Annotated in this window: 26 protein-coding genes and 1 riboswitch; of the genes, 23 read left to right on the top strand and 3 right to left on the bottom strand. The window is 59.8% G+C overall.

Translation table 11 applies throughout. The features are described from left to right. Positions 1 to 53: 53 nt before the first annotated feature. From RMS95_RS09960 to cynS, 8 genes are all read left to right on the top strand, one after another. The gene (locus RMS95_RS09960) at positions 54 to 326 is read left to right on the top strand and encodes an oxidative damage protection protein (protein WP_310645775.1); all 273 of its coding nucleotides are present in this window, start codon (positions 54 to 56) and stop codon (positions 324 to 326) included. A gap of 6 nt (positions 327 to 332) precedes the next feature. Then, entirely contained in the window at positions 333 to 1937 is a 1605-nt protein-coding gene (locus RMS95_RS09955) for an FAD-dependent oxidoreductase (RefSeq protein ID WP_310645773.1), read from the top strand. Continuing rightward, positions 1934 to 3328 (top strand): chromate efflux transporter, encoded by a 1395-nt coding sequence (chrA, locus tag RMS95_RS09950; protein ID WP_310645771.1) that lies wholly within the window; start codon positions 1934 to 1936, stop codon positions 3326 to 3328. Before RMS95_RS09955 ends, chrA begins: the two co-directional genes overlap by 4 nt. 10 nt (positions 3329 to 3338) lie before the next feature. Beyond that, a complete protein-coding gene (locus tag RMS95_RS09945; protein WP_310645770.1) occupies positions 3339 to 4712 on the top strand; it encodes a leucine-rich repeat-containing protein kinase family protein in 1374 nt (457 codons plus the stop codon). Positions 4713 to 4840: 128 nt separating this feature from the next. Continuing rightward, positions 4841 to 6244: a CmpA/NrtA family ABC transporter substrate-binding protein gene (locus RMS95_RS09940; RefSeq protein ID WP_310645768.1), complete on the top strand. Its 1404-nt coding sequence runs from the start codon at positions 4841 to 4843 to the stop codon at positions 6242 to 6244. Position 6245: 1 nt separating this feature from the next. Beyond that, complete coding sequence (gene ntrB / locus RMS95_RS09935; RefSeq protein ID WP_310645766.1) at positions 6246 to 7115, top strand: nitrate ABC transporter permease; 870 nt, start codon at positions 6246 to 6248, stop codon at positions 7113 to 7115. Further along, on the top strand, positions 7105 to 7920 hold the full coding sequence (locus tag RMS95_RS09930; RefSeq protein WP_310645764.1) for an ABC transporter ATP-binding protein: 816 nt from the start codon (positions 7105 to 7107) through the stop codon (positions 7918 to 7920). The genes ntrB and RMS95_RS09930 overlap by 11 nt, the downstream gene beginning before the upstream one ends. 28 nt (positions 7921 to 7948) lie before the next feature. Then, positions 7949 to 8392 carry a cyanase gene (gene cynS / locus RMS95_RS09925; RefSeq protein WP_310645762.1) on the top strand — a complete coding sequence of 148 codons (444 nt, stop codon included), beginning with the start codon at positions 7949 to 7951 and terminating at the stop codon, positions 8390 to 8392. 75 nt (positions 8393 to 8467) lie between these two features. Here the strand turns inward: cynS and RMS95_RS09920 are convergent, their stop codons facing one another. Further along, positions 8468 to 8782, bottom strand: a complete 315-nt coding sequence (locus RMS95_RS09920; RefSeq protein WP_310645760.1) for a hypothetical protein — start codon at positions 8780 to 8782, stop codon at positions 8468 to 8470. A gap of 127 nt (positions 8783 to 8909) precedes the next feature. Then, positions 8910 to 9158: a DUF3297 family protein gene (locus RMS95_RS09915; RefSeq protein ID WP_310645758.1), complete on the bottom strand. Its 249-nt coding sequence runs from the start codon at positions 9156 to 9158 to the stop codon at positions 8910 to 8912. A gap of 127 nt (positions 9159 to 9285) precedes the next feature. Here RMS95_RS09915 and RMS95_RS09910 point away from each other — a divergent pair, with 127 nt between their 5' ends. The 15 genes from RMS95_RS09910 to RMS95_RS09840 all read left to right on the top strand — a co-directional run bounded on the left by RMS95_RS09910 (position 9286) and on the right by RMS95_RS09840 (position 24380). Continuing rightward, positions 9286 to 10077, top strand: coding sequence for a sulfite exporter TauE/SafE family protein (locus RMS95_RS09910; protein ID WP_310645755.1), 792 nt, complete (start codon positions 9286 to 9288; stop codon positions 10075 to 10077). Positions 10078 to 10096: 19 nt separating this feature from the next. Beyond that, positions 10097 to 11881, top strand: coding sequence for a nitrite/sulfite reductase (locus RMS95_RS09905; RefSeq protein ID WP_310645753.1), 1785 nt, complete (start codon positions 10097 to 10099; stop codon positions 11879 to 11881). A 33-nt stretch (positions 11882 to 11914) separates the two neighbouring features. Beyond that, entirely contained in the window at positions 11915 to 12286 is a 372-nt protein-coding gene (locus tag RMS95_RS09900; protein WP_310645752.1) for a DUF934 domain-containing protein, read from the top strand. Between the two features lie 92 nt (positions 12287 to 12378). Beyond that, positions 12379 to 13134: a phosphoadenylyl-sulfate reductase gene (locus tag RMS95_RS09895; protein WP_310645751.1), complete on the top strand. Its 756-nt coding sequence runs from the start codon at positions 12379 to 12381 to the stop codon at positions 13132 to 13134. Positions 13135 to 13156: 22 nt separating this feature from the next. Beyond that, entirely contained in the window at positions 13157 to 14086 is a 930-nt protein-coding gene (gene cysD, locus RMS95_RS09890; RefSeq protein ID WP_310645750.1) for a sulfate adenylyltransferase subunit CysD, read from the top strand. Positions 14087 to 14139: 53 nt separating this feature from the next. Further along, positions 14140 to 15420 (top strand): GTP-binding protein, encoded by a 1281-nt coding sequence (locus RMS95_RS09885; RefSeq protein ID WP_310645749.1) that lies wholly within the window; start codon positions 14140 to 14142, stop codon positions 15418 to 15420. A 98-nt stretch (positions 15421 to 15518) separates the two neighbouring features. Further along, positions 15519 to 15845 (top strand): ferredoxin FdxA, encoded by a 327-nt coding sequence (fdxA, locus tag RMS95_RS09880; RefSeq protein ID WP_310645748.1) that lies wholly within the window; start codon positions 15519 to 15521, stop codon positions 15843 to 15845. Positions 15846 to 15871: 26 nt separating this feature from the next. Continuing rightward, on the top strand, positions 15872 to 16936 hold the full coding sequence (locus RMS95_RS09875; RefSeq protein WP_310645746.1) for an NAD(P)/FAD-dependent oxidoreductase: 1065 nt from the start codon (positions 15872 to 15874) through the stop codon (positions 16934 to 16936). A 23-nt stretch (positions 16937 to 16959) separates the two neighbouring features. Next, positions 16960 to 17062: riboswitch (TPP riboswitch) on the top strand. 60 nt (positions 17063 to 17122) lie between these two features. Then, positions 17123 to 18379, top strand: a complete 1257-nt coding sequence (locus tag RMS95_RS09870; protein WP_310645745.1) for a cytosine permease — start codon at positions 17123 to 17125, stop codon at positions 18377 to 18379. A 46-nt stretch (positions 18380 to 18425) separates the two neighbouring features. After that, the gene (locus RMS95_RS09865; RefSeq protein ID WP_310645743.1) at positions 18426 to 19499 is read left to right on the top strand and encodes a long-chain fatty acid--CoA ligase; all 1074 of its coding nucleotides are present in this window, start codon (positions 18426 to 18428) and stop codon (positions 19497 to 19499) included. Continuing rightward, complete coding sequence (locus RMS95_RS09860; protein WP_310645741.1) at positions 19496 to 21004, top strand: acyl-CoA reductase; 1509 nt, start codon at positions 19496 to 19498, stop codon at positions 21002 to 21004. Before RMS95_RS09865 ends, RMS95_RS09860 begins: the two co-directional genes overlap by 4 nt. A gap of 19 nt (positions 21005 to 21023) precedes the next feature. Then, positions 21024 to 21767 (top strand): ABC transporter ATP-binding protein, encoded by a 744-nt coding sequence (locus RMS95_RS09855; protein ID WP_310645802.1) that lies wholly within the window; start codon positions 21024 to 21026, stop codon positions 21765 to 21767. After that, positions 21767 to 22537: an ABC transporter permease gene (locus tag RMS95_RS09850; protein WP_310645740.1), complete on the top strand. Its 771-nt coding sequence runs from the start codon at positions 21767 to 21769 to the stop codon at positions 22535 to 22537. Before RMS95_RS09855 ends, RMS95_RS09850 begins: the two co-directional genes overlap by 1 nt. Then, positions 22534 to 23601, top strand: a complete 1068-nt coding sequence (locus RMS95_RS09845; RefSeq protein ID WP_310645738.1) for an ABC transporter substrate-binding protein — start codon at positions 22534 to 22536, stop codon at positions 23599 to 23601. The genes RMS95_RS09850 and RMS95_RS09845 overlap by 4 nt, the downstream gene beginning before the upstream one ends. Continuing rightward, entirely contained in the window at positions 23598 to 24380 is a 783-nt protein-coding gene (locus tag RMS95_RS09840) for a 3-oxoacyl-ACP reductase (RefSeq protein ID WP_310645736.1), read from the top strand. Before RMS95_RS09845 ends, RMS95_RS09840 begins: the two co-directional genes overlap by 4 nt. Here RMS95_RS09840 and RMS95_RS09835 read toward each other — a convergent pair. Continuing rightward, positions 24341 to 24862, bottom strand: a 522-nt coding sequence (locus RMS95_RS09835; RefSeq protein WP_310645735.1) for a bifunctional hydroxymethylpyrimidine kinase/phosphomethylpyrimidine kinase, incomplete at its 5' end; no start/stop codon positions are given. The two genes, RMS95_RS09840 and RMS95_RS09835, sit on opposite strands and share 40 nt — an antisense overlap.

Raw genomic sequence — 24862 nt, 5'->3', positions numbered from 1 at the left:
AAAATTGCTACAGTCCGTCCCCAATTGCAACGTTTATTTAAAGAAAAATCACCATGGCACGCACTGTTCAATGCATCAAACTCGGCACCGAAGCTGAAGGCCTCGACTTCCCGCCTTATCCAGGCGAGCTGGGCAAACGCCTGTGGCAATCGGTCAGCAAACAAGCTTGGGCCGAATGGATGAAGCAGCAAACCATGTTGGTGAACGAAAACCGCCTGAACTTGGCCGACCAACGTGCCCGCGACTACCTCAAGCGCCAAATGGAAAACCATTTCTTCGGCGACGGCGCTGACGCCGTGCAAGGCTACGTCCCCCCCAGCGCCTGATTGGGCGTGACGCCCTCGCTGCCACAAGCTTCGCACGCCCACGCTTGGCAAGGCCACGCCAGCTGGTGCGTGGCGCAAGCCCACCTAGACCTCCCCGCTTTTTTAGCCACTTGGCACGCATGGACACTGGACCCGCAGCGTCCTCGGCATTTGCATGTGTTGGCGCACTGCCACACGGCTGAATCAGTTCATACAGCGTGTCGCGCAGCAGTTGCCGACCCAATGGGCCTGGCACAACAAGTGGCTGACCAATGCTGGGGCTTGCTGCCGGGCATGCACCGACTGCGCTTTGCACAAGGCCACGTCACGCTCACGCTGTGCATCGGCGATTCGCCGGAGTTTGCCGAACTGCTGCGCCAGCACCCCACGGGGCCTTGCTTGCCCCCTGCCAATTTAGGCCCTGAAACCGACCGCACTGTCACCCTCATTGGCTCGGGCATTTCGGGCGCAGGCACCGCACGCGCCTTGGCCGAACGTGGCTGGCAAGTGACCGTGCTCGATGCCGGCCACGCACCCGCCGCAGGCGCCTCAGGCTTGCCGGTGGGCGTGATTGCGCCCCACACCTCCCACGACGACAGCGCGGTTTCGCGCCTCACCCGTGCTGGCGTGCGCTTGATGCGCCACACCTTGCAAACGTGGTTGACCGAAGGCACCGACTGGTCGCCCACAGGCGTGCTCGAGCGCCGTTTGCCCGGCAAAACTCGGCGCGGCGGCGTGCCTTTGAGTTGGCTGAATGAACACGCCGAGGTGGCCCAAGACTGGACCCACAAAGCGCCGCCCCCCGCGCCTGACGATGCCTATTGGCACGCCAAAGGCGCTTGGCTGCGGCCTGCCCAACTGGTGCGCGCGCTGCTCGACCACCCCAACATCCGATGGCAAGGCCACGCCAAACCCGATGCCTTGAAGCACGTCACAAGCCATCCCGATGGCACGGCGATCGGCAACACCACCCCAAACGCCGCATCATGGCAAGTGCTGCAAGCAGGCAACGTGTTGGCGCAGGCTAGCCGCGTGGTCGTCGCCGCAGGCCCGGGTTCTGCGGCCTTGGTGGCCACCGCCACCACAGACGGCAGCAGCCCACGCATCAACCCCTTGCGCGGCCAAATCTCGTGGGGACTGATGGCTGATTTCCCCAAGGGCACGCCATGGCCAGCCACGCCCGTGAACGGCAATGGCGCGTTTGTGCACAGCGTGCCCACCGAAGAGGGCCCCGCGTGGTTTGTCGGCTCCACCTACGACCGCCTGCAAACCGAAGCGTTGTTGTCAGACAGCGACCACGCCGACAACTTCGCACGCCTGCAAGCCCTTCACCCCGACACGGCCGCCACGCTCGCGCCCTTGTTTGCCACGGTCGGCAGCGATGCCGCACGCGTGCGCGGCTGGGCCGGTGTGCGCTGCGGCGTGCATGACCGACTGCCCATGACCGGACGTGTTCACAACGCACCCGAGGGCCTGTACCTCAACACAGCCATGGGCTCGCGCGGCTTGACACTGGCGTTGCTGTGCGGCGAGTTGCTGGCTGCACAATGGCACGGTGAACCCCTGCCCGTTGAAGCCAGATTGGCCAAGTTTTTAGAGGCGGCTCGGTTCAAACCCAAGGCTGAACAATGACCCCCACCCCGACATCGCCCCCGCCCCCCGTGAGCTTGGCCCAAGCCTTTTGGTTTTGGCTCAAGCTGGGTTTCATCAGCTTTGGGGGACCTGCGGGGCAGATTTCCATCATGCACCAAGAGCTGGTGGAGCGACGCCGCTGGATTTCTGAACGCCGCTTTCTCCACGCCCTGAACTACTGCATGGTGCTGCCGGGCCCCGAAGCGCAGCAGCTGGTGACCTACATCGGCTGGCTCATGCACAAGCGATGGGGTGGCGTGGTGGCGGGCGCTTTGTTTGTGTTGCCCTCGTTGTTCATCTTGATCGCGCTGTCTTGGGTTTACATCGCGTTTGGCGAGGTGAGCGTGGTGGCGGGTTTGTTTTATGGCATCAAGCCTGCGATCACCGCCATCGTGGTGCAGGCGGCGCATCGCATTGGCTCTAAAGCCTTGAAAAACCAGGTGTTGTGGGCCATCGCAGCGGCATCGTTTGTGGCCATCTTTGCGCTCAACGTGCCGTTTCCGTTCATCGTGGGTGCCGCAGCGTGCGTGGGATATGTGGGTGGCCGTTGGTCGCCCCACACCTTTGAAATCGGTGGTGGTCATGGGGCGAGCCAAACATCGTCTGGCCCTGCGCTGATTGACGACCACACCCCCACGCCCGACCACGCGCACTTCAGCTGGGCGGGCTTGATGCAAGTGCTGGTGGCAGGTGCGGTGTTGTGGAGCGTGCCCATGGGCGTGTTGTATGCCGTGTTTGGCTGGGGCCACACCTTCACCCAAATGGGCTGGTTTTTCACCAAAGCGGCCTTGCTGACCTTTGGCGGCGCCTACGCCGTGTTGCCCTATGTGTACCAAGGCGCGGTGGATCGCTTTGGCTGGGTCACGCCCACCCACATGATGGACGGCTTGGCTTTGGGCGAAACCACGCCCGGCCCGCTGATCATGGTGGTGGCCTTTGTCGCGTTTGTGGGCGGCTACCTCAAAGCGCTGTTGGGGCCTGACAACTTGTTTGCCGCTGGGGCACTGGCCGCGTGTTTGGTGACGTGGTTCACCTTTTTACCCTCGTTCATCTTCATTTTGGCGGGTGGCCCGCTGATCGAGAGCACGCACCGCAACCTCAAGTTCACCGCCCCCCTCACCGCCATCACCGCCGCCGTGGTGGGCGTGGTGCTGAACTTGGCCCTGTTCTTTGGCTACCACTTGCTGTGGCCGCAAGGCTTTGGCAGTGCAGAGGCGCAAACGCTCAGCAGCTGCCAATGGCAGGACCCGCTGTGCATGGGCTTTGACTGGCGCTCGGCCTTGATCGCCGTGGGTGCAGCCGTGGCGCTCTTTCACTACAAACGCAGCGTGATGCAAGTGATTGGCGTGTGCGCCTTCATCGGCTTGGCCATCAAGACACTGCCACTTTGAAGCGTTGGCCGTGCACACCCTCGCTCAACTCCGCGCCGGAGCACTTCAAGGCATCACCCGACTGCAATTGCGAGAGGGCTTGACAACGTTTCCGCCAGAAATTTTTGATCTGGCTGACACGCTGGAAATTTTGGACTTGTCAGGCAACCAACTCACCGCCCTGCCCGACGACTTGCCGCGCTTGCACAAGTTGCAAGTGATCTTTTGTTCGGACAACCCGTTCACCGAATTGCCCGAAGTCTTGGGCCAGTGCCCACACCTCACGATGGTGGGCTTCAAAGCCAACCGCATTCGCCATGTGTCTGCACAGGCGCTGCCGCCGCGTCTGCGCTGGCTGATCTTGACGGACAACCACATCGACACCTTGCCCGCTGAACTGGGCCACTGCACCGATCTGCAAAAACTCATGCTGGCTGGCAACCGTTTGAGCCACTTGCCCGACACGATGGCGAATTTGCACCAGTTGGCGTTGCTGCGCATCTCGGCCAACCAATTCACAGCATTACCCGCGTGGCTGCTGAACCTGCCGCGCCTGAGCTGGCTCGCGTTTGCGGGTAACCCGTTGTGCGCGGACCTCGAAGCCTCGGCGCTGGCCAATGCCGCCGCACGCGCCATCGATTGGACCGACTTAGAGCTTCAAGAGTTGCTGGGCGAAGGCGCATCGGGCTTGATTTACCGCGCAAACTGGCAACAGCCTGAAACACATGCAGCGCAAGCAGCAACGCAGGTTGCGGTCAAGGTGTTCAAAGGTGCCCTCACCAGCGATGGCTTGCCCTTGAGCGAAATGGCCGCCAGCTTGCATGCGGGCACCCACCCCAACTTGGTCGCTGTGCATGCGCCCGTGACCCATCACCCCGAGGGCAAACAAGCTTTGGCCATGCCCTTGGTGGCTCGGCAGTTTCAAAACTTGGCCGGCGCCCCCAGCTTGGCCTCGTGCACCCGCGATGTGTACGCGCCCGATACACGGGTGACACTGCCTGCGTTGTTGCATTTGGCCCACGGTGTGGCTTCGGCAGCACGGCACTTGCACCAATGCGGACTGACCCACGGCGATCTGTATGCCCATAACATCTTGTGCACCGCCGATGGGCACGCTTTGTTGGGCGACTTTGGTGCAACAGGCTTCTTTGATCCCACACACATCGACCTCGCTCACGCCCTACAACGGCTAGAAGTTTGCGCCTTTGGTCACTTGTTAGCCGAACTGCTGGCCCATGGCGACACCCGCCACGACAGCCCAAAAAATACAGCCATTTGCCAAGCCTTGCAGCACCTCAGCGACCAATGCTGCAACAAGGTGCCGCACCTGCGGCCGTTGTTTACCGACATCACGGCGCAGCTGTCACACCACTTAGAAAGCAGCACACACCAAATGAGTGAGTGACACGCGCCATTCGCGTGCACCACGCCTGAAAGCACCAACATGGCGCGAAAAACGCCGTCTTAAAGCGCCACAGCACTGGCCCAGCACTTGCTATGTCATAGACATGACTACTTTTGCAAGGTGCTGACATGAATGAGTTCTTCTCGCCCTACGACGCGGATCGTCCGTTGCTGATGAAGTGTGGCTGCGGCCGCAACCACTCGGTGGCAGAACACACGAAGGAGCTGAATGCGCAACAAGCCATTCAAGTGCTCAAAGAACGCAGCCTGACCGATGAGTTTGAGGCCTACAGCAACGAGTTTGTCGAAGCCTCGCTGATCAAGTCGCTGTTTCCACAGGATGCGGTGCGCCGCAACTTCTTGCGTGCGGTCGGCAATGCCACAGCCATGGCGGCGATTGCCAGCGTATTGCCCGTGGCGAGCTTGCAAGCGATGGCGCAAGACAAAGGCACCTTGGAAAAACGTGATTTAAAAATTGGTTTCATCCCAATCACTTGCGCCACGCCACTCATCATGGCGCACCCCTTGGGCTTTTATAAACAACAAGGCCTCAACGTTGAGGTGACCAAAACAGCAGGCTGGGCCTTGATTCGCGACAAGATGCTCAACAAAGAGTTTGACGCCACACACTTTTTGTCGCCCATGCCATTGGCCATCAGCATGGGGCTGGGTTCCAACGCCACACCGATGAACGTGGCGACGATTCAAAACGTGAACGGTCAAGCCATCACCCTCGCGCTCAAACACAAAAACAACCGCGACCCCAAGAATTGGAAAGGCTTCAAACTGGCAGTGCCGTTTGACTACTCCATGCACAACCTGCTGTTGCGCTATTACTTGGCAGAAGCGGGCTTGAACCCCGACACGGATGTGCAAATCCGTGTGGTGCCTCCTGCCGAAATGGTGGCCAACTTGCGTGCGGGCAACATCGACGGGTTCTTGGGCCCCGATCCGTTCAACCAACGTGCGGTGTACGAAGAAGCCGGTTTCATCCACCTGCTGACCAAAGACTTGTGGGACGGTCACCCCTGCTGCGCCTTTGGCACAAGCACCGAGTTCATCGAAAAGAACCCCAACACCTTTGCGGCGCTTTACCGCGCCGTGCTGACCTCTGCGGCCATGGCACGCAAAGCAGAAAACCGCGAGTTGATCGCCAAAGTGATTGCACCTCAAGCCTATTTAAACCAACCCGAAGCCGTGCTGACCCAAGTGTTGACGGGCAAGTTTGCCGACGGTTTGGGCAACATCCAAAACGTGCCCAATCGCGCCGACTTTGACCCCATGCCGTGGCAAAGCATGGGCGTGTGGATGCTCACGCAAATGCAACGTTGGGGCTACATCAAAGGCGAAGTCAACTACAAGCAAATCGCAGAAAAAGTGTTCATGCTGACCGATGCCAAAAAGCGCATGAAAGAACTGGATCAAAAAGTGCCCGACGGCGCTTACCCCAAGTTCAAGATCATGGGCCGCGAGTTCGATGCCGCCAAAGCCGCCGAATACGCCAAGAGCTTTCCGATCCGCAAGGTGAGCTGAGATGGCGATCAAAGCGTCGTTGAACCTCCGAGCGGGCGTGGTTTCTGCCTGCATCTTCTTGAGCATTTTGGGGCTCTGGCATTTGGCCACCACCACAGCCAGCGCGCCCGTTGCAGCCACCAGCACGCTGACGGCCGAGCAACAGGAATACGCCAAGATGATGGGCAAAGACACCGCCTCGGCCAAGAGCGTCGGTTTCCCCACCTTGGGGCAAATGGGCGAGACCGCGTGGGGGCATTTGTCCAACCCGTTTTACGACAACGGCCCCAACGACAAAGGCATTGCCATCCAAATCGGGCACTCGCTGCTGCGCGTCGGACTGGGTTTTGGTCTGGCCTGCTTGGTCGCCATTCCTTTGGGCTTTGTGATTGGCATGTCACCGCTGCTGCGCAAGGCGTTTGACCCTTTCATTCAGGTGCTCAAACCCATCTCGCCCTTGGCATGGATGCCCTTGGCGCTCTACACCATCAAAGACTCCACCACCTCCGGGATTTTTGTGATCTTCATTTGCTCACTCTGGCCCATGTTGACCAACACAGCTTTTGGTGTGGCCAGCGTGAAACGCGAGTGGCTCAACGTGGCGCTGACGCTGGAAGTGAACCCCCTGCGCAAAGCATTTTTGGTGATCTTGCCAGCCGCCGCACCCACCATCTTGACGGGCATGCGCATCAGCATGGGCATTGCTTGGCTGGTCATCGTCGCGGCTGAAATGCTGGTGGGCGGCACAGGCATTGGCTACTTTGTGTGGAACGAGTGGAACAACCTGTCGCTGACCAATGTGATTTTTGCCATCTTGGTCATTGGCGTGGTGGGCATGCTGCTCGACATGGCTTTTGGCCAACTGCAAAAGGCGGTGACCTATGTTGAATAACACCACCGCTGCAGGTAAATTTTTGCAAATCGAGCGTTTGGGCAAGGCCTACGCGCTGGATCGCCCCGTGTTTGCCGATGTGTCGTTCAGCCTGGACCAAGGTGAATTCGTGTGCATCATCGGCCACTCCGGATGCGGCAAAACTACCATCTTGAATGTGCTGGCCGGACTCGACCAAGCCAGCGAAGGCCATGTCTTCATGGACGGGCGCGTGGTCGATGGGCCCAGCCTCGACCGCGGCGTGGTGTTTCAAGGCCACGCCCTGATGCCTTGGCTGACGGTGCGCCAAAACATCGCCTTTGCCGTGCGCTCCAAGTGGCCCGAAAAGTCAGCAGCAGCCATCAATGTGCATGTGGAAAAGTTTGTCGACTTGGTGGGTTTGAACCACGCCATCGACAAAAAACCGTCGGCACTGTCGGGTGGCATGAAGCAACGTGTGGGCATTGCGCGTGCCTTTGCCATCGAGCCCAAGATGCTGTTGTTGGACGAACCCTTTGGCGCCTTGGACGCGCTGACGCGAGGCACCATTCAAGACGAATTGATGGGCATCGTGCGCGACACCCGACAAACGGTCTTCATGATCACCCACGATGTGGACGAAGCCATTTTGCTGGCCGACCGCATTTTGCTCATGAGCAACGGCGCAGACACGCCCGAGGGCTACAAGCCTGGCGGCATTGCGGAGGTGGTGGTCAACCCCCTGCCGCGTTGGCGCACCCGTTCCGAGTTGCACCACATCGACGGCTACTACCCGCTGCGTAACCACATCGTCGACTTTTTAATCAGCCGCGCCAAAGCGCATTAATTTTTCTAAAACTTCAGGAGATCTGCATATGAACCGCAACGACGTGACAGAGAAAATCATCGGCACCAAAGTGTCCAAAGGCATCAAGTGGGAAGACGTGGCCAAAAAAGTGGGCCTGTCCAAAGAGTGGACCACTGCCGCCTGCTTGGGACAAATGACCTTGGATGCCAAACAAGCCAAAATCATCGGCAAGATCTTTGGCCTCAACGCCGAAGAACAAAAGTGGCTGCAAGTGGTGCCCTACAAAGGTTCGCTGCCCACGCCGGTGCCCACCGACCCCTTGATCTACCGCTGGTACGAGATCGTCAGCGTGTACGGCACCACCATCAAAGAGCTGATTCACGAAGAGTTTGGTGACGGCATCATGAGCGCCATCGACTTCTCGATGGACATTGAGCGCCAGCCCGACCCCAAAGGCGACCGCGTGAATGTGGTGTTGTCGGGCAAGTTTTTGCCTTACAAGCAATACTGAACGCGTCCGCGCAAATAAAAACCCTCACGACAGTGACGTCGTGAGGGTTTTCTCAAATGGAAACGTGGTGACGGATTAGCGTGGCAATTCGCACTTCTGCTGCATCATCATGTTTGTGAGGTGAACTTTGCGATTTTCGGCGGCTGAAATGGCCTCATTCGCGTTCATGTGCGTGCCAACGATCGCTGGCCAAAAAAGCAGGCGGGCAACGTTTCCACCGGTCACACCCTTTTCAGCGTCTGCTTCTTTTTTGAAACGCTCTGCATCTGAATATTCATTCTGCAATTGTGGGCAAGTTAAACCCATATCACCGGGCTTGATCGTTTGCACAACGGTGGGGGAGGCGCATCCTGCCAAAACAACAACCAAAGCTAAAGTAAATTTTTTCATGTAATTTTCAATTTAAAAATTAATTATATATAGCAAATATATTAATATTTGCTTAAATTTTCAAATGCAAGAAAAAAGGGGCTGACCCCCAACGGTGTCAGCCCCTTTTGCGCATGCGGGAGGCGGTTTATTTGTAAAACGCTTCCACCTTGCCTTTGATTTTGATGACCAGCGGGTTGCCCTTGCGGTCGCGGGTTTTGGCAACAGGCACGCGAACCCAGCCTTCGCTGATGCTGTATTCCTCCACGTCAAAGCGCTCTTTGTCGTTGAAACGGATGCCAATGTCGTGCTCAAACACGGCGGCGATGTGATGGGGGCTGCGCGGGTCAACAGACAGGCGGTCAGGCAATTCGGGGCGGTTGGTAGGTTCAGTCATACGGGTGATTTTCCATGATTTGAGAACGGGCTTGGTGCCCCGCCAAACCTGCCTTATTCCAATAAAGCATATATGTACAACTAAGAAATCGTTGGTTTTGGCATAAAGACCCCCTACAGTCCGTGCCATGCATGATTTTGGTTTTATCTTCGCCGGTTTCTTTGTAGGTCTGATCGTCGGCTTGACAGGCGTGGGCGGCGGCTCGCTGATGACGCCTATTTTGATTTTCTTCTTTGGCGTCAAGCCCTACATGGCGGTGGGCACCGATTTGTTGTTCGCAGCCTTCACCAAGGCTGGCGGCACGTTCAGCTTTGCCCGACAGCGTTTGGTGCCTTGGCGCGTGGTGATGGCTTTGTGTGCAGGCAGCCTGCCCGCATCGGCCTTGACGCTGTGGGTGCTGCACAACGTGGGCCCCTCTGACCCTGTCGTGCAAAAAGTCATGACCTTCACGTTGGGGTTGGCGTTGTTGTTGACCGCCAGCGCCATGTTGTTCAAGGTAATTCGCGGCAAACAAACCCCTGTCGTGCTGGCCGAAGAGAACCTGAACGCCGCCACCCAACCCCGTCATTGGGCCCTGCCCGTGCTGTTTGGTGCCGTGATCGGCACCTTGGTGACCCTCACCTCCGTGGGCGCTGGCGCCATCGGCGTGACGGTGCTTATGATCCTCTACCCGCAATTGCCTTTGGCCCGCATCGTGGCTGCAGACATTGCCTATGCCGTGCCACTGACTTTGGTCGCCGGTTTGGGCCATGCCTCATTGGGCTCGGTGGATTGGTCGTTGTTGTCGCTCTTGTTGGCGGGCTCTTTGCCCGGCATCTGGGTGGGCTCACGGCTGATGCACAAAACGCCTGAGCGGGTGATTCGCTCCATCCTTTCTGTCTTGCTGGCTTGGGCCGGCAGCAAATTGGTTTTCGCTTAATTTTTTGCCTGAGTTTTAGATGTACCAATACACCGACTTCGATCAGCAGTTTGTCAAAGCCCGCGCCGCGCAATACCGCGACCAACTGACCCGCAACCTCGCAGGCAAATTGGCCGACGACGAGTTCCGTCCCCTGCGTTTGCAAAACGGCTGGTACGTGCAGCGCTACGCCCCCATGCTGCGCGTGGCCGTGCCTTATGGCGAACTCAACAGCGCCCAGCTGCGCGTGTTGTCGCAAATTGCCCGCGATTACGACACCCCATCGTCCGAATTGCTGGCCCGTGCGCAAAGCACCCAAGACAAAATTGGCGGCATTGACGCCCCCAAGCTGACGGTCAACTACGGTCACTTCACCACCCGTCAAAACGTGCAGTTCAATTGGATTCCGTTGGACAAAAGCGCAGAAGTGATGGAGCTGTTGGCCAGCGTCAACTTGCACGGCATTCAGACCAGCGGCAACTGCATTCGCAACATCACCAGCGACGAGCGTGCCGGTATTGCGGTGGACGAAGAAGTCGACCCACGCCCCTACGCCGAAGTGCTGCGCCAGTGGAGCACCTTGCACCCCGAGTTCGCTTACCTGCCGCGTAAATTCAAGATCGCCATCACGGGCTCCAACGAAGACCGCGCCGCCATCGCTTGGCACGACGTGGGCTTGCGCGTGTTGCGCAACGACGAAGGCGAAGCGGGCTTCCAAGTGTTGGTTGGCGGTGGCATGGGCCGCACGCCCATCACGGGCACCGTGATTCGTGAGTTCTTGCCTTGGAACCAAATCATCAACTACCTCGAAGCTGTGGTGCGCGTGTACAACGGCTGGGGTCGTCGCGACAACATCTACAAAGCCCGTATCAAAATTTTGGTGAAGGCCGAAGGCCAACGCTACTTTGACGAAGTCGAAGCCGAATACGAGCGCATCTTGGAAAGCGGTGCGCACCACACCATCCCTCAGGTTGAGTTGGACCGTGTGACGGCTTGCTTTGTGATGCCGCCTGTCGATGTGGTGTCTGATGAGGCCCAAGAAAAAGCCGAACAAGCCTTGTTGGCTCAAGCCCGCGCCGACAAAGAGTTCACGCGCTGGTTGCAACAAAACGTCACCAGCCACCAAAACCCAGGCCTGCGTGTGGTCACCTTGTCGTTCAAGCGCTTGGGCCAAGCCCCAGGCGACGCCACGGCCGACCAACTCGCCACAGCCGCTGACTTGGCCGACAAATTCAGTTCAGGTGAAGTGCGTGTGAACCACGACCAAAACTTGGTACTGCCTTGGGTGCGCATTGACCAACTGGCCGACTTGTACCAAGCCGCCAAAGCCGCAGGCTTTGCCCGCGCCAATGTGCACTTGTTGACCGACATGATTGCCTGCCCGGGTGGCGACTACTGCGCCTTGGCCAACGCCCGTTCGTTGCCCATCGCTGCCGCCATCACCGAGCGCTACCAAGACCTCGACGAGTTGTTTGACTTGGGCGAAATCGACTTGCACATCAGCGGTTGTATCAACTCATGCGGCCATCACCACAGCGGCCACATCGGCATCTTGGGCGTGGATAAAGACGGCCAAGAGTGGTACCAAGTGACCCTCGGTGGCTCGGACGGCTCGTTCTTGAGCGGCCCAGCCAAAGCCGGCAAAGTGGTGGGTCCATCGTTTGCAGCCGCCGAAGTGGTGGACGTGGTGGAAGCCATTTTGGACGTGTACCGCGACAAGCGCGAAAGCGGCGAAACCTTCGCACGCACGCTGAACCGCGTCGGCATGGACGACTTCAAAGCCGCCGCCAACGCCGCCCGCAACACCACAGCGCGTGCCCATTAAGCACACGACCTGAACCCCACAAAGAGAATTGCCATGACCTTGCAAATCATCACCCAACACACGGCAGACGGGACCAACGCCCGCGCTTTGGCCAACGACGTGGACGTACAAACCTTGGACCTCGAAGGTCTGGAGCGCATCGACTTGAACTTTCCCAAGTTCACCGATGGCCGCGCGTTCAGCCAAGCCTTTGTGCTGCGTCGCCGTGGTTTCACCGGCGACATTCGTGCCCACGGCGATGTGCTGATTGACCAGCTGCTGCAAATGCAACGCAGCGGTTTTTCCAGCGCCGTGCTGCGCGACGACCAAGACGCTGCCCACGGCGAAAAACTGTTGGGCTTGTACAAGCGCTTCTACCAAGGCGATGCGGTACACGCCACGCCACTCTTTGCAGACGCGTCGTAAGCACGGTCATCTTTTCAAATTTCACGCACCACGTGTTGAGGCCCGCAGCGCACGCTGCGACCTCAACCGCTGAGTTGCCACTTGAAACTTTTATGAGCACCTCCTCTTTTCTCTCAGCGGGCAACGCCTCCAAAGCCACCACGCTGAATGCACGCGCCAGCGACGATTTCGCCGCCAAACTGGCTGAATCCCTGGCCTTGCTGCAACGCGCAGCAGCTGAGTTCCCGCCTGTCACCCAAGCCTCTAGTCTTGGGGCAGAAGACGTGGTGATCACCCACCTCATCAACCGTTTGAAGCTCGACATTCCCGTGTTTGTACTCGAAACCGGCGCGCTGCACACCGAAACTTTGGCTTTGTTGGAGCGCACAGAGGCCACCTCACGCGCACCCATCCACGTGTATCGCCCTGTGCATGAATCGGTCATCCAATTCGTGCGTACCGAAGGCCAAGACGCGATGTACAAAAGCATTGAGCTGCGCAAAGCCTGCTGCGGCATCCGCAAGATGGAGCCGCTCGCTCGCGCCCTCCAAGGCCAACGCGCTTGGATCACCGGCTTGCGCCAAGAGCAATCGAGCGCGCGCGCCGATGTGCCTTTGCAAGACGACAGCGAAGTGGCCACGAAGAATCTGAGCAAATTCAACCCCTTGGCCAAGTGGACTTGGGGTGATGTGTGGCACTACATCGCCACAAACAGCGTCGATTACAACCCCCTGCACGACCAGTTTTTCCCCAGCGTGGGCTGTGCGCCTTGCACACGCGCCATCGCCATGGGCGAAGAGTTTCGCGCGGGCCGCTGGTGGTGGGAAGACGAAGCTGCCAAAGAGTGCGGCTTGCACGTGAAGAAATAAAAGTTAGATACCGAGAAACGTCATGAACGCTACAACCCAAAACGAGTTGCACCACTTAAGCAACACCCACCTCGATGCACTGGAAGAAGAAACCATCTTCATCTTGCGCGAAGTTGCCGCTGCCTTTGAGCGCCCCACCCTGCTGTTCTCAGGCGGCAAGGATTCGTTGGTCATGCTCAAGTGCGCCGAAAAGGCGTTTGGCGCCGGCCGCATTCCTTACCCCCTGTTGATGATCGACACCGGCCACAACTTCAAAGAAGTGACGGACTTTCGTGACTCACGCGCCAAAGAATTGGGTGCAGAGTTGATCGTTCGCAGCGTCGAAGACTCCATGAAAAAGGGCACCGTGCGTTTGGCGCACCCCGGTGAGAGCCGCAACGTGCACCAATCGGTCACCTTGCTCGAAGCCATCGAAGAATTCCGCTTTGACGCCCTGATTGGCGGCGCCCGCCGTGACGAAGAAAAAGCGCGCGCCAAAGAGCGCATCTTCAGCCACCGCGACAGCTTTGGCCAATGGCAACCCAAAGCACAGCGCCCTGAGCTGTGGACCTTGTTCAACCACAAGTTGCAACCCGATGAACACTTCCGCGTGTTTCCGATCTCCAACTGGACCGAGTTGGACGTGTGGCAATACATCGCTCGCGAAAACATCGCACTGCCCTCCATCTACTACACGCACAAGCGTGAAGTGGTGGACCGCCGTGGCTTGCTGGTGCCCGTGACCGAACTCACCCCCCCCAAAGAGGGCGAAGAAGTGGTGATTCGCGACGTGCGTTTCCGCACTGTGGGCGACATCACCTGTACCTGCCCCGTCGAAAGCACCGCCGCCACACCCGAGCAAATCGTCATCGAGACGTTGGCTGCTGACGTCAGCGAGCGCGGCGCCACACGCATGGACGACAAGACCTCCGAGGCTTCGATGGAGAAGCGCAAGAAAGACGGCTACTTTTAAACGTCGCCACGACCTTGAGCGCTTCCCAAAGACCTACTTTATTTCTGACAGACATGCAAACTTCTGAACATTTTTCCGCCCTGAAATTCATCACCTGCGGCTCGGTGGACGACGGCAAAAGCACCTTGATCGGCCGCTTGTTGGTCGACACCAAGGCCGTGCTGCAAGACCACTTGGCGGGTGTGCAACGCTCAGGCGAAACCGACCTCGCTTTGTTGACCGACGGCCTCTCGGCTGAGCGCGAGCAAGGCATCACGATTGACGTGGCTTACCGCTACTTCAACACCGAGGCTCGCAAGTTCATCATTGGCGACGCCCCCGGCCACGAGCAATACACCCGCAACATGGTGACCGCAGCCTCTAGCGCTGACGCCGCCGTGGTGTTGGTCGACGCCATCAAGCTGGACTGGAAAAACCCAGCGCTTGAATTGCTGCCCCAAACCCGTCGCCATTCGCTCTTGGTCAACCTGCTGCGCGTCCCCTCCATCGTGTTTGCCATCAACAAACTCGACGCCGTGGAAGACCCGGCCCTGGCCTACAAAAACATCGAAGCCGCCTTGCGCAAGTTCGCCCAAGAAGCGGGCATTGCCATCACCGCCATGGTGCCTGTGTCAGCCCTCAAAGGCTGGAACGTGGTGGACACGACCAACGCCGACCAAGCCGCTTGGTGTGGCTACACGGGCCCTAGCCTGTTGAGCATCTTGGAAGAGTTGCCCAACACCCCCGCCGAGACCGAGGTGGCGTTCAGCTTCCCCGTGCAGTGGGTGGAAAAATTCCACGACTCAGGCGTGACCACCCAAGGCCGCCGTGTGTTCTGGGGCCGTGTGGCCACAGGCACCATCGAGCCCGGCCAAACCGTTCAAGTTTTCCCAAGTGGCCAAACCGCGGTGGTGTCGCAAGTGCTGTCCGCCACACGCGAACCACAAAACAAAGCCGCGGGCCACAGCGCGGGCATCGTGCTGGACCGTGAAGTCGACGTGTCGCGTGGCGACTGGTTACTCGCCGCCGAAGGTAGCCCCGAAGGCCAACGCCAGCTCAACACCACCATCGCGTGGATGGACGACGAGCCTTTGGTGGCTGGTCGCGTGTACTGGGCGTTGCACGGCCACCGCTGGGTCAAAGCCAAGGTACAACGCGTGGTGCACCGTCTGAACGTGAACACCTTGGCCGAAGAAGAAGCCACCGAATTGGCCCCCAACGCCATTGGCCACGTCACTTTGGCGCTGCAAGAGGCTTTGGTGACGCTGCCGTTCAAGCAGTCGCGCATCTTGGGTGCCTTGGTGTTGGTCGACACAGCCACCCACAAAACCTCGGGCGCTGTGTTGGTGAACTGAGCGCCAGCCCTGCCCCACAACCAAGCCGTTTAAAATCAAGGGTTCGCGGTCAGAGCATGGCTCTGACGCCCACCCCTTTCCTTACTGATTGAATTGTCATGACGCACGTTGTCACCGAAGCCTGTATCCAATGTAAGTACACCGACTGTGTGGACGTTTGTCCCGTCGACTGCTTCCGCGAAGGCCCCAACTTCCTCACCATCGACCCTGATGAGTGCATCGACTGCGCCGTGTGCATCCCCGAGTGCCCCGTCAACGCGATCTACGCCGAAGAAGACGTGCCAGACGGTCAACAACACATGACCAAGCTCAATGCCGAGTTGTCCTTGATCGGCTGGCCCAGCATCACCAAGCGCAAAGCCCCCATGGCCGATGCCGACGTGTGGAAAGACAAAACCGGCAAACTTGCCGAACTCAAGCGCTAAGCTGCGCCCCGAGCGCGTACGCCCCTATGACGGCCATCCCGATTCACACCGATGCCGTCATCGTCGGCGCGGGCCCGGTGGGCCTGTTTCAGGCTTTCCAACTCGGCCTGCAAGACATACGCTGCCACATCATTGACGCGCTGCCCCACGCGGGCGGCCAATGCGTCGAGCTCTACGCCGACAAACCCATTTACGACATCCCTGGCATTCCGATGTGCACGGGCCGTGAGTTGGTGGCGCAGCTGCAAACGCAAATCAAACCCTTTGCCCCCACGTTTCACCTCAACCAAGAAGTGACGCAAGTCACGCGGTTGGACGATGGCTGCCTGTCTGTGCATACCTCTGCACAACAGCATTTCATTTGCAAAACTTTGTTTGTGGCAGCTGGCGTCGGCGCATTTCAAGCACGCAAACTGGCCGTCGAGGGTGCGCTGAACCTAGAAGGCACCCACCTGCACTACCGCTTGGGCGATGTGTCGCGCTTTGCGGACCAAGATGTGTTGGTTCTGGGCGGTGAAGCATCGGCTGTGGCAGCCGCCTTGCAACTCACGCTCGCAGCCCAAACAAACGCCAACGCCCCGTCAAAAGGACCACGCAGCGTCACGCTGATGCACCGACGTGATGTGTTCCAAGCCGACCCCATGCTGCTGCAAGCCATGCGCGACGCGGTGGCTGGCGGCACCTTGCAATTGCAAATCGGTCAACCCACAGGCTTGCTCGCCACCGAGGGACAACTTCACACGCTGCAAATCGCCACCCCCGATGGCCACACCGTGGACCGCCCCGTGCAACAACTGGTCGCCTTCTTGGGCCTCTCGCCCAAACTCGGGCCCATCGCCAACTGGGGTTTGGCCATGGAGCGCAAGCAGCTGGTGGTCAACACCGAAAACTTTGCCACCGATGTGCCCGGCATCTTTGCCGTCGGCGACATCAACACCTACCCAGGCAAAAAGAAACTCATTTTGTGCGGCTTTCACGAAGCCACCTTGGCCGCTTTTGGCGCAGCGGCCATCGTGCATCCGGCACGAAAAACCCTGCTGCAGTACACCACCACATCCACCGAGCTGCACCGGCTGTTGGGGCTGGTTTAAAATTCACACCGCGCTAGAAATAGTGCATTCGCTAGGGGTGTTGAAGCCGTCACCGACTTCGACTGAGAAAGTCCCTTTGAACCTGATTGAGGTAATCCTCGCGCAGGGAAGCTGGTCTAGACAGAGCAAGCACTTTCAATGGGCTTGCTCAGGCCTCGCCGAACTGCCATTTACTTGAGACAAGCAATGGCAAATACAAACAACACATCACTCACCCCCGTGGGCGAAGACGCGCGCGTCTTCAGCGGGTTTTCTCACGCCTCTTTGTGGTTCAGCCTCGGCGTGGGCCTGCTGGTCATGCAAGTGGGCGCCTATTTGGTGCCCGCCATGGGCACACGCGATGCATGGCTGGCCATCGTGATCGGCTCTCTCGTAGGCTCCGCACTGCTGGCCGTCACAGCCAAACTCGGTTGCGACAGTGGACTGTCCAGCGCAGGGCTGATGCACCGGATTTACGGCAGCGCTTTTGCCCGCTTGCCCGTGGTGCTGAACATCATTCAGTTGATCGGCTGGACCACGTTTGAGCTGGTCGTCATGCGCGATGGCACCGCCGCCATTGGCGAGCGCGCCTTCGACGCGCAACTGAACATCCTCTGGCCGACCTTGCTGTGGGGCGGCGTGCTCACCCTGCTGATGACAGGCTCCATGCTCACCTTGGTGCGACAGTTTGTCAGCCGCATCGGTTTGCCCTTGGTCATTGGCTCGCTGCTGTGGCTGAGTTGGCACTTCATCGGCATGGTCAGCGCCCAAGGTTGGGCCGCTTTCATGGCGCGCCCAGGTGACGGCAGCATGAGCATGTTGTCGGCAATTGATTTGGTCATGGCCATGCCCGTGTCGTGGTTGCCGCTGGTGGCCGACTACGCGCGCCATGGCCGCAGCGGACGCAGCACCTTGACGGGCACCTGGGTGGGCTATGCCATCGCCAATGCGTGGTGCTACGCCTTGGGCTTTCTGGTCGCCAGCGTGTCCGAACCCGGCACCGACTTGGTGATGGCTTTGCTGTTGGCGCAGGGCGGCTTGCTCGCCCTCGGCTTGATCTTGCTGGACGAACTCGACAACGCCTATGGCGATGTGTACTCGGGCGCTGTCTGCGCCAACAGTTTGAAGTCGACGTGGTCGATTCGGCGCTGGGGCTTGGCTTTGGCGGTGTTGTGCACGGCCTTGGCAGGGGTGCTGCCCATGCACAGCTTGGAGCCTTTTTTGCTGATGCTCAGCTCGGTGTTTGTGCCGCTCTACGGTGTGATCTTGGGCCGTTGGACCTCGGTCATGCGCATGTCTGACGATGCGCCCATACCCAAAGTAGACCTGATCGCCGCCTTGCTGTGGCTGCTGGGCGTGGCCACGTTCCATGCCGCCACCACTTGGGCGCCGCAATACGGCTCAGCCTTGCCCAGCCTCTTGTTGACCTTTGCCCTTGCCCGCCTGACACGCGCCAAAGTGTGATGATGACAAGCCCGCCCACACACCCGTACACACACCAGGTTTCAACATGAATGCCCTCGTTTCAGAATTGCTGGAGTTCATGGCACGCCCAGCCATCGGTGATGACGACTTCAACGCCCTGGCGCTGAAGCTGTTCGCACACCAGTTTGCGCACAACCGTCCTTTTCAAAAGTTTTGCCAGGGCCGTGGCCAAACACCGCGCACGGTGAAAAGCTGGCGCGACATCCCTGCTGTGCCGATCAATGGCTTCAAAGATCTGACGCTGAGCTGCGTGCCACCCGAGACCTGCGCGCGCACCTTCATGACCAGCGGCACCACCCGCGGCGATGTCAAAGGCCGCCACTACCACCCCACCATGGCGGTGTACGACGCTTCCATGCTGCGCAACTTTGCGCAACACGTCATGCAAGGCGAGGCCAAGCTGCGCATGGGCATCTTGTTTCCTGATGAAGTGTTGATGCCCAACTCGTCGCTGGCCCACTACCTGGCGTTGGCACTCGAACACTTTGGCACGCCAGACAGCGCTTACTACCTCGACGACCAAGGTCTGCGCATCGACGCCTTGTGCGAGGCCCTGCAAAACGCCCAAAACTCGGGCACGCCCTTCGCCCTGCTGGGCGCGAGCTACAGCTTTGTGCACCTGATGGATGCTTTGCAAGCGCGTGGACTGCGCTTCACTTTGCCCTCAGGCAGCCGCTTGCTCGACACCGGCGGCTTCAAAGGCCAGTCGCGTGAAATTCCGATGGACGCGTTTTACGAACAACTGAGCGCGACCTTTGGCGTCAGCCGCGCGCAGTGCCTCAACATGTACGGCATGACCGAGTTGAGCACCCAGTTCTACGACGCGGGTAACCGCACCGTGCCCTCGGTCAAACGTGGCCCGCACTGGATTCGCTCGCGTTTGCTTGACCCGCTGACAGGGCAAGACGTGCCAGCAGGCGAGCGAGGCATTCTGGCCCACACCGACTTGGCCAACTTCAACTCGGTCGTCACCATCTTGACGGAAGACGTGGGGCTGGCCACCGAAGACGGCTTCGTGTTGCTGGGCCGTGCCGAAGGCGCGCAAGCCAAAGGCTGCTCCCTGGCCGTGGACGACTTTTTGAAGGCCGCCAAAGCATGACCCGCAGCGTGTTCAAAGCGGGTTACCTGCCGGGCTTGAACGAGGCCGACGTGACGTGGCATCGCCTCAGCATGGGCGCGCCCGATGCCCCCTTGCAGGTGGACGTGCCACAACTGAGCGCTGCACAAATGACGGCCTTGGCTGAGCGGGTGCGCGAGGCCAGCCACGCGCATTTGAAAACCATGCGCGTCTCGGACATCGTTCGCGTGCTGGGCAAAGCCACGGCCCGTTTGCTGGACGCCAAGGACATCTATCGGCAACAGCTTGAGCGCTTGCTGCCCCAAGCCACGGGCTTTGACGCCGAGATGGTGCGCCTGAACTTGAACGCCTATTTGCACACCTTTCGCGGCTTGCAGTTGCAACGCTTTGTGGCGGAAGACTTTGCCAACCCCAAGGTGCTGGACGAATTTCAGCCCCGCACCCAAGGCGGCTGGACGCGCGCCTTCGGGCCCGAGCTGCTGGTGCATGTGTGGGCCGGCAATGTGCCCGCCTTGCCGATGTGGAGCTTTGTCTCTGGACTCTTGGTCAAAGCCGGAAGCATTGGCAAAGTCTCCAGCGCCGAGCCGGTGTTTGCCACGCTGTTCGCCCAGCTGCTGGCCGAGGTCGAACCGCTTTGGGCCGATTGCTTTGCCGTGGTGTGGTGGCCCAGTGGCGCAGGACACGAGCACACCGCGTTCGCGTTCGCCTTGGCCGACGTGGTGCTGGCCTATGGCGGCAACGAAGCATTGCAGGCCATGCAAACCCGCATACCTGTCACCACCCGCTTTTTACCGCACGGCCACAAGCTGAGCTTGGGCATGGTCTCCAAAGCGGCGCTGTCCGTGCGCAAAGGCCCGAGCGTGGCCCGCCAGGCGGCGCTCGATGTGGCGCGCTACGACCAGCAAGGCTGCTATTCACCGCATGTCTTTTACGTGCAACGAGGCGCACAGCTCAGCCCCCAAGACTTTGCGCAACACCTGGCCAACGAATTGGCTGTTCTGCAACACAAACTGCCGCGCCGCGTCCTGTCGCTGGAAGAAGCCGCGCAAGTGGGCGCATGGCGCGAGGCGCATGAGCTCGCGTCGCTCAATCACGACGCGCAACGCGACACGGAACACAACAGCACCGGTTTGAACAACACAACCTACACCGTCTTAGGCAGCGGTAGGGGCACAAGCACCGTGGTTTACAGCGACCGCGCCTTGCCGCTCAGCGCTGGCCCACTGAACCGTTGCGTCCTGGTGGTCGCGGTGGACACCCTGGACGAGGTGATGCCGTTGATCACCCCACAACGTGACCACTTGCAAACCGTGGGCTTGGCCGCTGCGCCTGAAGAATTGCTGCAGCTGGGTCAACGCTTGGGCCAAGCCGGTGTGACGCGCATCTGTGCTTTGGGTGCCATGACTTCCCCCGAAGCCGGTTGGCACCACGACGGCAGATTCAGCCTGCTGGACTTGGTGCGCATGGTGGACATCGAGGCCTCCACAGAACGTGAAGCCGAGCGCTTCACACCCTACGAGGTCTGACACGGTGAACGCTTCGCCCATGCACTTTTTGCACCTCAACGCCTTGCACTTCGCCTACCCAGAGCGGGGCGTGGTGGTGCGTGATGTGAGCTTGCAACTTGCGCCAGGCGAGATTCATTGCCTGATCGGCCGCAGCGGCTGCGGCAAAACCACCGTGCTCAAACTGGCCGCCGGGCTACTCAGTCCTCAGCAAGGACAGGTTCAGCTCAAGGGTCAGGCCGTGCAAGAACCGACAGCGGAGATGGGCTTTGTGTTCCAGTCGCCCACGCTGCTGGGCTGGCTGAGCGTGCTGGACAACGTGTTGCTGCCGCTCAGCTTGCACGGAGCCGTCACACCCGCCCAAAGTGCGCATGCCCAGCAGCTGCTGGCGCAAATGGGTTTGGCGGCCTTGTGCCACGACAAACCCCATCAGCTCTCGGGCGGGCAACAAAGCCGTGTGGCCTTGGCCCGCGCCTTGGTCACCCAACCTGCGGTGCTGTTCATGGACGAGCCGTTTGCGGCGCTGGACGCCATCACCCGCGAAGATTTGCAGCGCGACTTTTTGGCCCTGTGCCAAGCGCAAGGCACCGGGGTGCTGTTTGTGACCCACGACATGGCAGAGGCGGTGTACTTGGCCGACCAGGTCAGCCTCATGCATGCGGGGCGCATTCAAGCGCCGCTGCACATCGCCTTGCCGCGCCCGCGTCAAAGTGCGATGCGCTACACCCCCGCCTTCAACGCGCTGTGCGAACAGCTGCGACACGCCATGGACGCCACGCTGTGATGAAACGCGACGCCATCCTCTCCACACTCTTGGGCCTGGCTTGCCTGGTGGCATGGGAAGCAGCCGTGCGCGTGGGCCACACCTCGCCCTTGGTATTGCCTGCTCCATCCGTGGTGGCGCTGTCACTTTGGCAAGGCCTGAACAGCGGCTACCTGTGGCCGCACATCGTCCACACACTGACCGAGGTGGTGCTGGGTTTGCTGCTGGGAGCCAGCATGGGCTTTGTGGGGGGCGTCTTGCTGGGTGAGTCGGCGCGTTTGCGCGGCGTGATGATGCCTTATGTGGTGATCAGCCAAGTGGTGCCCAAGCTCGCCCTGGCCCCGCTGTTCATCGTGTGGTTTGGCTTTGGCACCTTGCCCACGGTGGTGATGACCGCCTTGATTTGCTTTTTCCCGCTGCTGGAAAACACCGCCACCAGCATGCAACAAGTGGACGCCCACAAGCTGGAGCTGTTTCGCATGTTGCGCGCCAGTGCATGGCAAACCTTGTGGCGCTTGAAGCTGCCTGCGGGCTTGCCCCACATCATGGCGGGCTTGCGCGTGGCTGTGGTGCTGGCCTGGGTGGGCGCGGTGGTGGGTGAATTCATTGGCGCCAGCCGCGGCTTGGGCGCTTTGATCATCGCGGCGCAAGGCTCGATGGACACCCCGCTGATGTTTGCCGTGCTCACCGTCATCACGGCACTTGGCCTCGCGTTTTACAAAATTTCCGAATGGCTGGAACGCCGTTTGCTCAGCCACTCTTCTGAACTTTCGACAAGGACTTCATCATGACTCGCCGCCCCCATTCGCACCCATCCACCCCTTGGCTGCGCCGTCTCGCGGCCCATGCACACGCCCTTGGCGTCAGCTGCGCCTTGGCGCTCGCCATCACCACACACGCGGTGAGCTGGGCGCAAGCCGCGCCCAAACTGGACAAAGTGGTGGTCGCAGGCTGGAGCAAGCCCATCACCGAAATCACCAACTTGCTGGTGGAAGAAGACAAAGGCTTTTTCAAAGCCCGTGGCATTGACCTCGCCTACGTGCCTGGTGCGGGCGGTGGCGACGCGCTGCGCAACTTGCTCAGCGGTCAAGCCGATGTGGCCTTCACCGACCCGGGCTCCTTCTTCACCGCTTTGGACAAGGGCGAAAAGCTGCGCGCCATTTACGACATCTATCCACAAAACGTGTTCAACGTGGTGTCGCTCAAATCGCAAAACATCCTCAAACCCGCTGACCTCAAAGGCAAGCGCATCGGCGTGTACAGCTTGGCCAGCGGCACCCGCCAAAACTTGCAAGTGCTGTTGAACCAAGCCGGTTTGACCGAAGCCGACGTGACCGTGGTGGTGACGGGCCTGTTGAACTTTGCACCCTTGATGCAGGGCCAGGTCGATGCGACCGCCGCCACCGACACCGGCTTGCTGGTGGGCCGCCAAAAAGGTTTGGGCGGCGTGAACGTGATGGAGATCAAGAACCACCTCAACATTTCCAGCGACTTCTTTGTGGTGCGTGAAGACACCTACCAAAAGAAAAAAGACGTGCTCAAACGCTTCTTGCACGCCTACCAAGACAGTGCGAAGTGGATGATGCAGTCGCCCGAAGAAGCAGCCAAGCTCGCTGTGAAAGTCGCCATCGACGGCCAAAACCCCAGCATGAACTTGGACATCATCCGCCTGCGCAACGAGTCCAGCGTGTCGGCCGCCACCGACCAACGCGGCTTGGGGGCGTTTGACATGGTCAGCCTGCAAAAAGGTGCGAAAGCCTACAAAACCTTTGGTGTGATTCAACGCGACATCCAAGTGAGCGATGTGGTCAGTCAAGACTTGTTGCCCTCCGTCACAAAGCCTGCCAAGAAATGAACAGCAGTCCACGCAACTTTGCAGGCCAAGTGGTCTTGGTCACAGGCGCCAGCCGAGGCATTGGCGCAGCCATTGCGAAAGCATTTGCACGTCAAGGCGCGATGGTGCTGGTGAATTACTTGAACAACCACGCCGCCGCACAAGATGTGGTGGCCCAATGCCAACAACTCGGCGGCGATGCGTGGGCGCTGGCAGCCGATGTGCGCTCACCCGACGCCGTGAACGACATGGTCGCTCAGGCCTTGCGCGAAACAGGCCGCATCGACACGGTGGTGAACAACGCGTTCAGCCCCTACACCTTCGACCCCGACAAGCGCCAACGCTTTGGGGATGTGGCTTGGCAGGCGTACCAAACGCAGTTTGATGGCGCAGTGCATGCGGCCTACAACGTGTGTCAGGCCGTGTTGCCACACTTCAAACAACGCGGTCAAGGCAGCATCATCCACCTCACCAGCGATTTGGTAGACCGCCCCAGCATCGCGTACCACGACTACACCACGGCCAAGTCAGCCTTGGTGGGTTTCAGCCGCAACTTGGCTGCCGACTTGGGGCCTTTGGGCATTCGCGTGAACTGCGTGGCACCGGGCCTGGTGAGCCCCACCGACTCCAGCCGCGCGACCCAGGAGCCGGTCAAAGACCTGCTGATCGCACAGACCCCGCTGGGCCGACTGGCAACGCCCGACGATGTGGCGGGACCGGTGCTGTTTTTGGCTTCAGACTGGAGCCGTTTTGTGACCGGTCAGGTGTTGACGGTCGACGGCGGATTGGTGATGCGATGAAGCGGCACGGGCGCAAACCCATGATTCAACGGACCATGACCGTGGCCCGTGGTCACGTCTGCGCCTTGCGCAATGGCGCCCAAGATGAAGGTGCGCGCCAAGCTCACGGCTTCGCCCAGCGGATGCCCCAGGGCCAAATGCGCGGCGATGGCCGACGACAGCGTGCAGCCTGTGCCGTGCACATTGCGGCTGGGAATGCGCTGGGACGCCAAGCGCTGCGAAGGACCGTTGGCCTGCACCAACAAATCGACCACCTCATCGCCTGCCAAGTGCCCGCCTTTGAGCAGCACGGCTTGGGCCCCCATGGCCAGCAAGTCTTGGGCTGCGGTGTCCAAGGCCTCGGCATTGGGAATGTCGCGGCCCAAGAGCAACGCGGCTTCGTCCAAATTGGGGGTGATGACGCTCACGCGGGGAAACAACTCGCGCACCAACACCTGCACGGTGTCGTTGGCAATCAAGCGGTCACCGCTGGTGGCCACCAT

Source organism: Limnohabitans sp., assembly GCF_031539175.1.
GTDB lineage: Bacteria > Pseudomonadota > Gammaproteobacteria > Burkholderiales > Burkholderiaceae_C > Limnohabitans.
This window is presented reverse-complemented; position numbering and strand designations above follow the sequence as displayed.

Coding starts and splice junctions, on each gene's coding strand:
- RMS95_RS09960 (WP_310645775.1), top strand. CDS start 54: ATGGCACGCACTGTTCAATGCATCAAACTCGGCACCGAAGCTGAAGGC.
- chrA (WP_310645771.1), top strand. CDS start 1,934: ATGACCCCCACCCCGACATCGCCCCCGCCCCCCGTGAGCTTGGCCCAA.
- RMS95_RS09940 (WP_310645768.1), top strand. CDS start 4,841: ATGAATGAGTTCTTCTCGCCCTACGACGCGGATCGTCCGTTGCTGATG.
- ntrB (WP_310645766.1), top strand. CDS start 6,246: ATGGCGATCAAAGCGTCGTTGAACCTCCGAGCGGGCGTGGTTTCTGCC.
- RMS95_RS09930 (WP_310645764.1), top strand. CDS start 7,105: ATGTTGAATAACACCACCGCTGCAGGTAAATTTTTGCAAATCGAGCGT.
- cynS (WP_310645762.1), top strand. CDS start 7,949: ATGAACCGCAACGACGTGACAGAGAAAATCATCGGCACCAAAGTGTCC.
- RMS95_RS09920 (WP_310645760.1), bottom strand. CDS start 8,782: ATGAAAAAATTTACTTTAGCTTTGGTTGTTGTTTTGGCAGGATGCGCC.
- RMS95_RS09915 (WP_310645758.1), bottom strand. CDS start 9,158: ATGACTGAACCTACCAACCGCCCCGAATTGCCTGACCGCCTGTCTGTT.
- RMS95_RS09910 (WP_310645755.1), top strand. CDS start 9,286: ATGCATGATTTTGGTTTTATCTTCGCCGGTTTCTTTGTAGGTCTGATC.
- RMS95_RS09905 (WP_310645753.1), top strand. CDS start 10,097: ATGTACCAATACACCGACTTCGATCAGCAGTTTGTCAAAGCCCGCGCC.
- RMS95_RS09900 (WP_310645752.1), top strand. CDS start 11,915: ATGACCTTGCAAATCATCACCCAACACACGGCAGACGGGACCAACGCC.
- RMS95_RS09895 (WP_310645751.1), top strand. CDS start 12,379: ATGAGCACCTCCTCTTTTCTCTCAGCGGGCAACGCCTCCAAAGCCACC.
- cysD (WP_310645750.1), top strand. CDS start 13,157: ATGAACGCTACAACCCAAAACGAGTTGCACCACTTAAGCAACACCCAC.
- RMS95_RS09885 (WP_310645749.1), top strand. CDS start 14,140: ATGCAAACTTCTGAACATTTTTCCGCCCTGAAATTCATCACCTGCGGC.
- fdxA (WP_310645748.1), top strand. CDS start 15,519: ATGACGCACGTTGTCACCGAAGCCTGTATCCAATGTAAGTACACCGAC.
- RMS95_RS09875 (WP_310645746.1), top strand. CDS start 15,872: ATGACGGCCATCCCGATTCACACCGATGCCGTCATCGTCGGCGCGGGC.
- RMS95_RS09870 (WP_310645745.1), top strand. CDS start 17,123: ATGGCAAATACAAACAACACATCACTCACCCCCGTGGGCGAAGACGCG.
- RMS95_RS09865 (WP_310645743.1), top strand. CDS start 18,426: ATGAATGCCCTCGTTTCAGAATTGCTGGAGTTCATGGCACGCCCAGCC.
- RMS95_RS09860 (WP_310645741.1), top strand. CDS start 19,496: ATGACCCGCAGCGTGTTCAAAGCGGGTTACCTGCCGGGCTTGAACGAG.
- RMS95_RS09855 (WP_310645802.1), top strand. CDS start 21,024: ATGCACTTTTTGCACCTCAACGCCTTGCACTTCGCCTACCCAGAGCGG.
- RMS95_RS09850 (WP_310645740.1), top strand. CDS start 21,767: ATGAAACGCGACGCCATCCTCTCCACACTCTTGGGCCTGGCTTGCCTG.
- RMS95_RS09845 (WP_310645738.1), top strand. CDS start 22,534: ATGACTCGCCGCCCCCATTCGCACCCATCCACCCCTTGGCTGCGCCGT.
- RMS95_RS09840 (WP_310645736.1), top strand. CDS start 23,598: ATGAACAGCAGTCCACGCAACTTTGCAGGCCAAGTGGTCTTGGTCACA.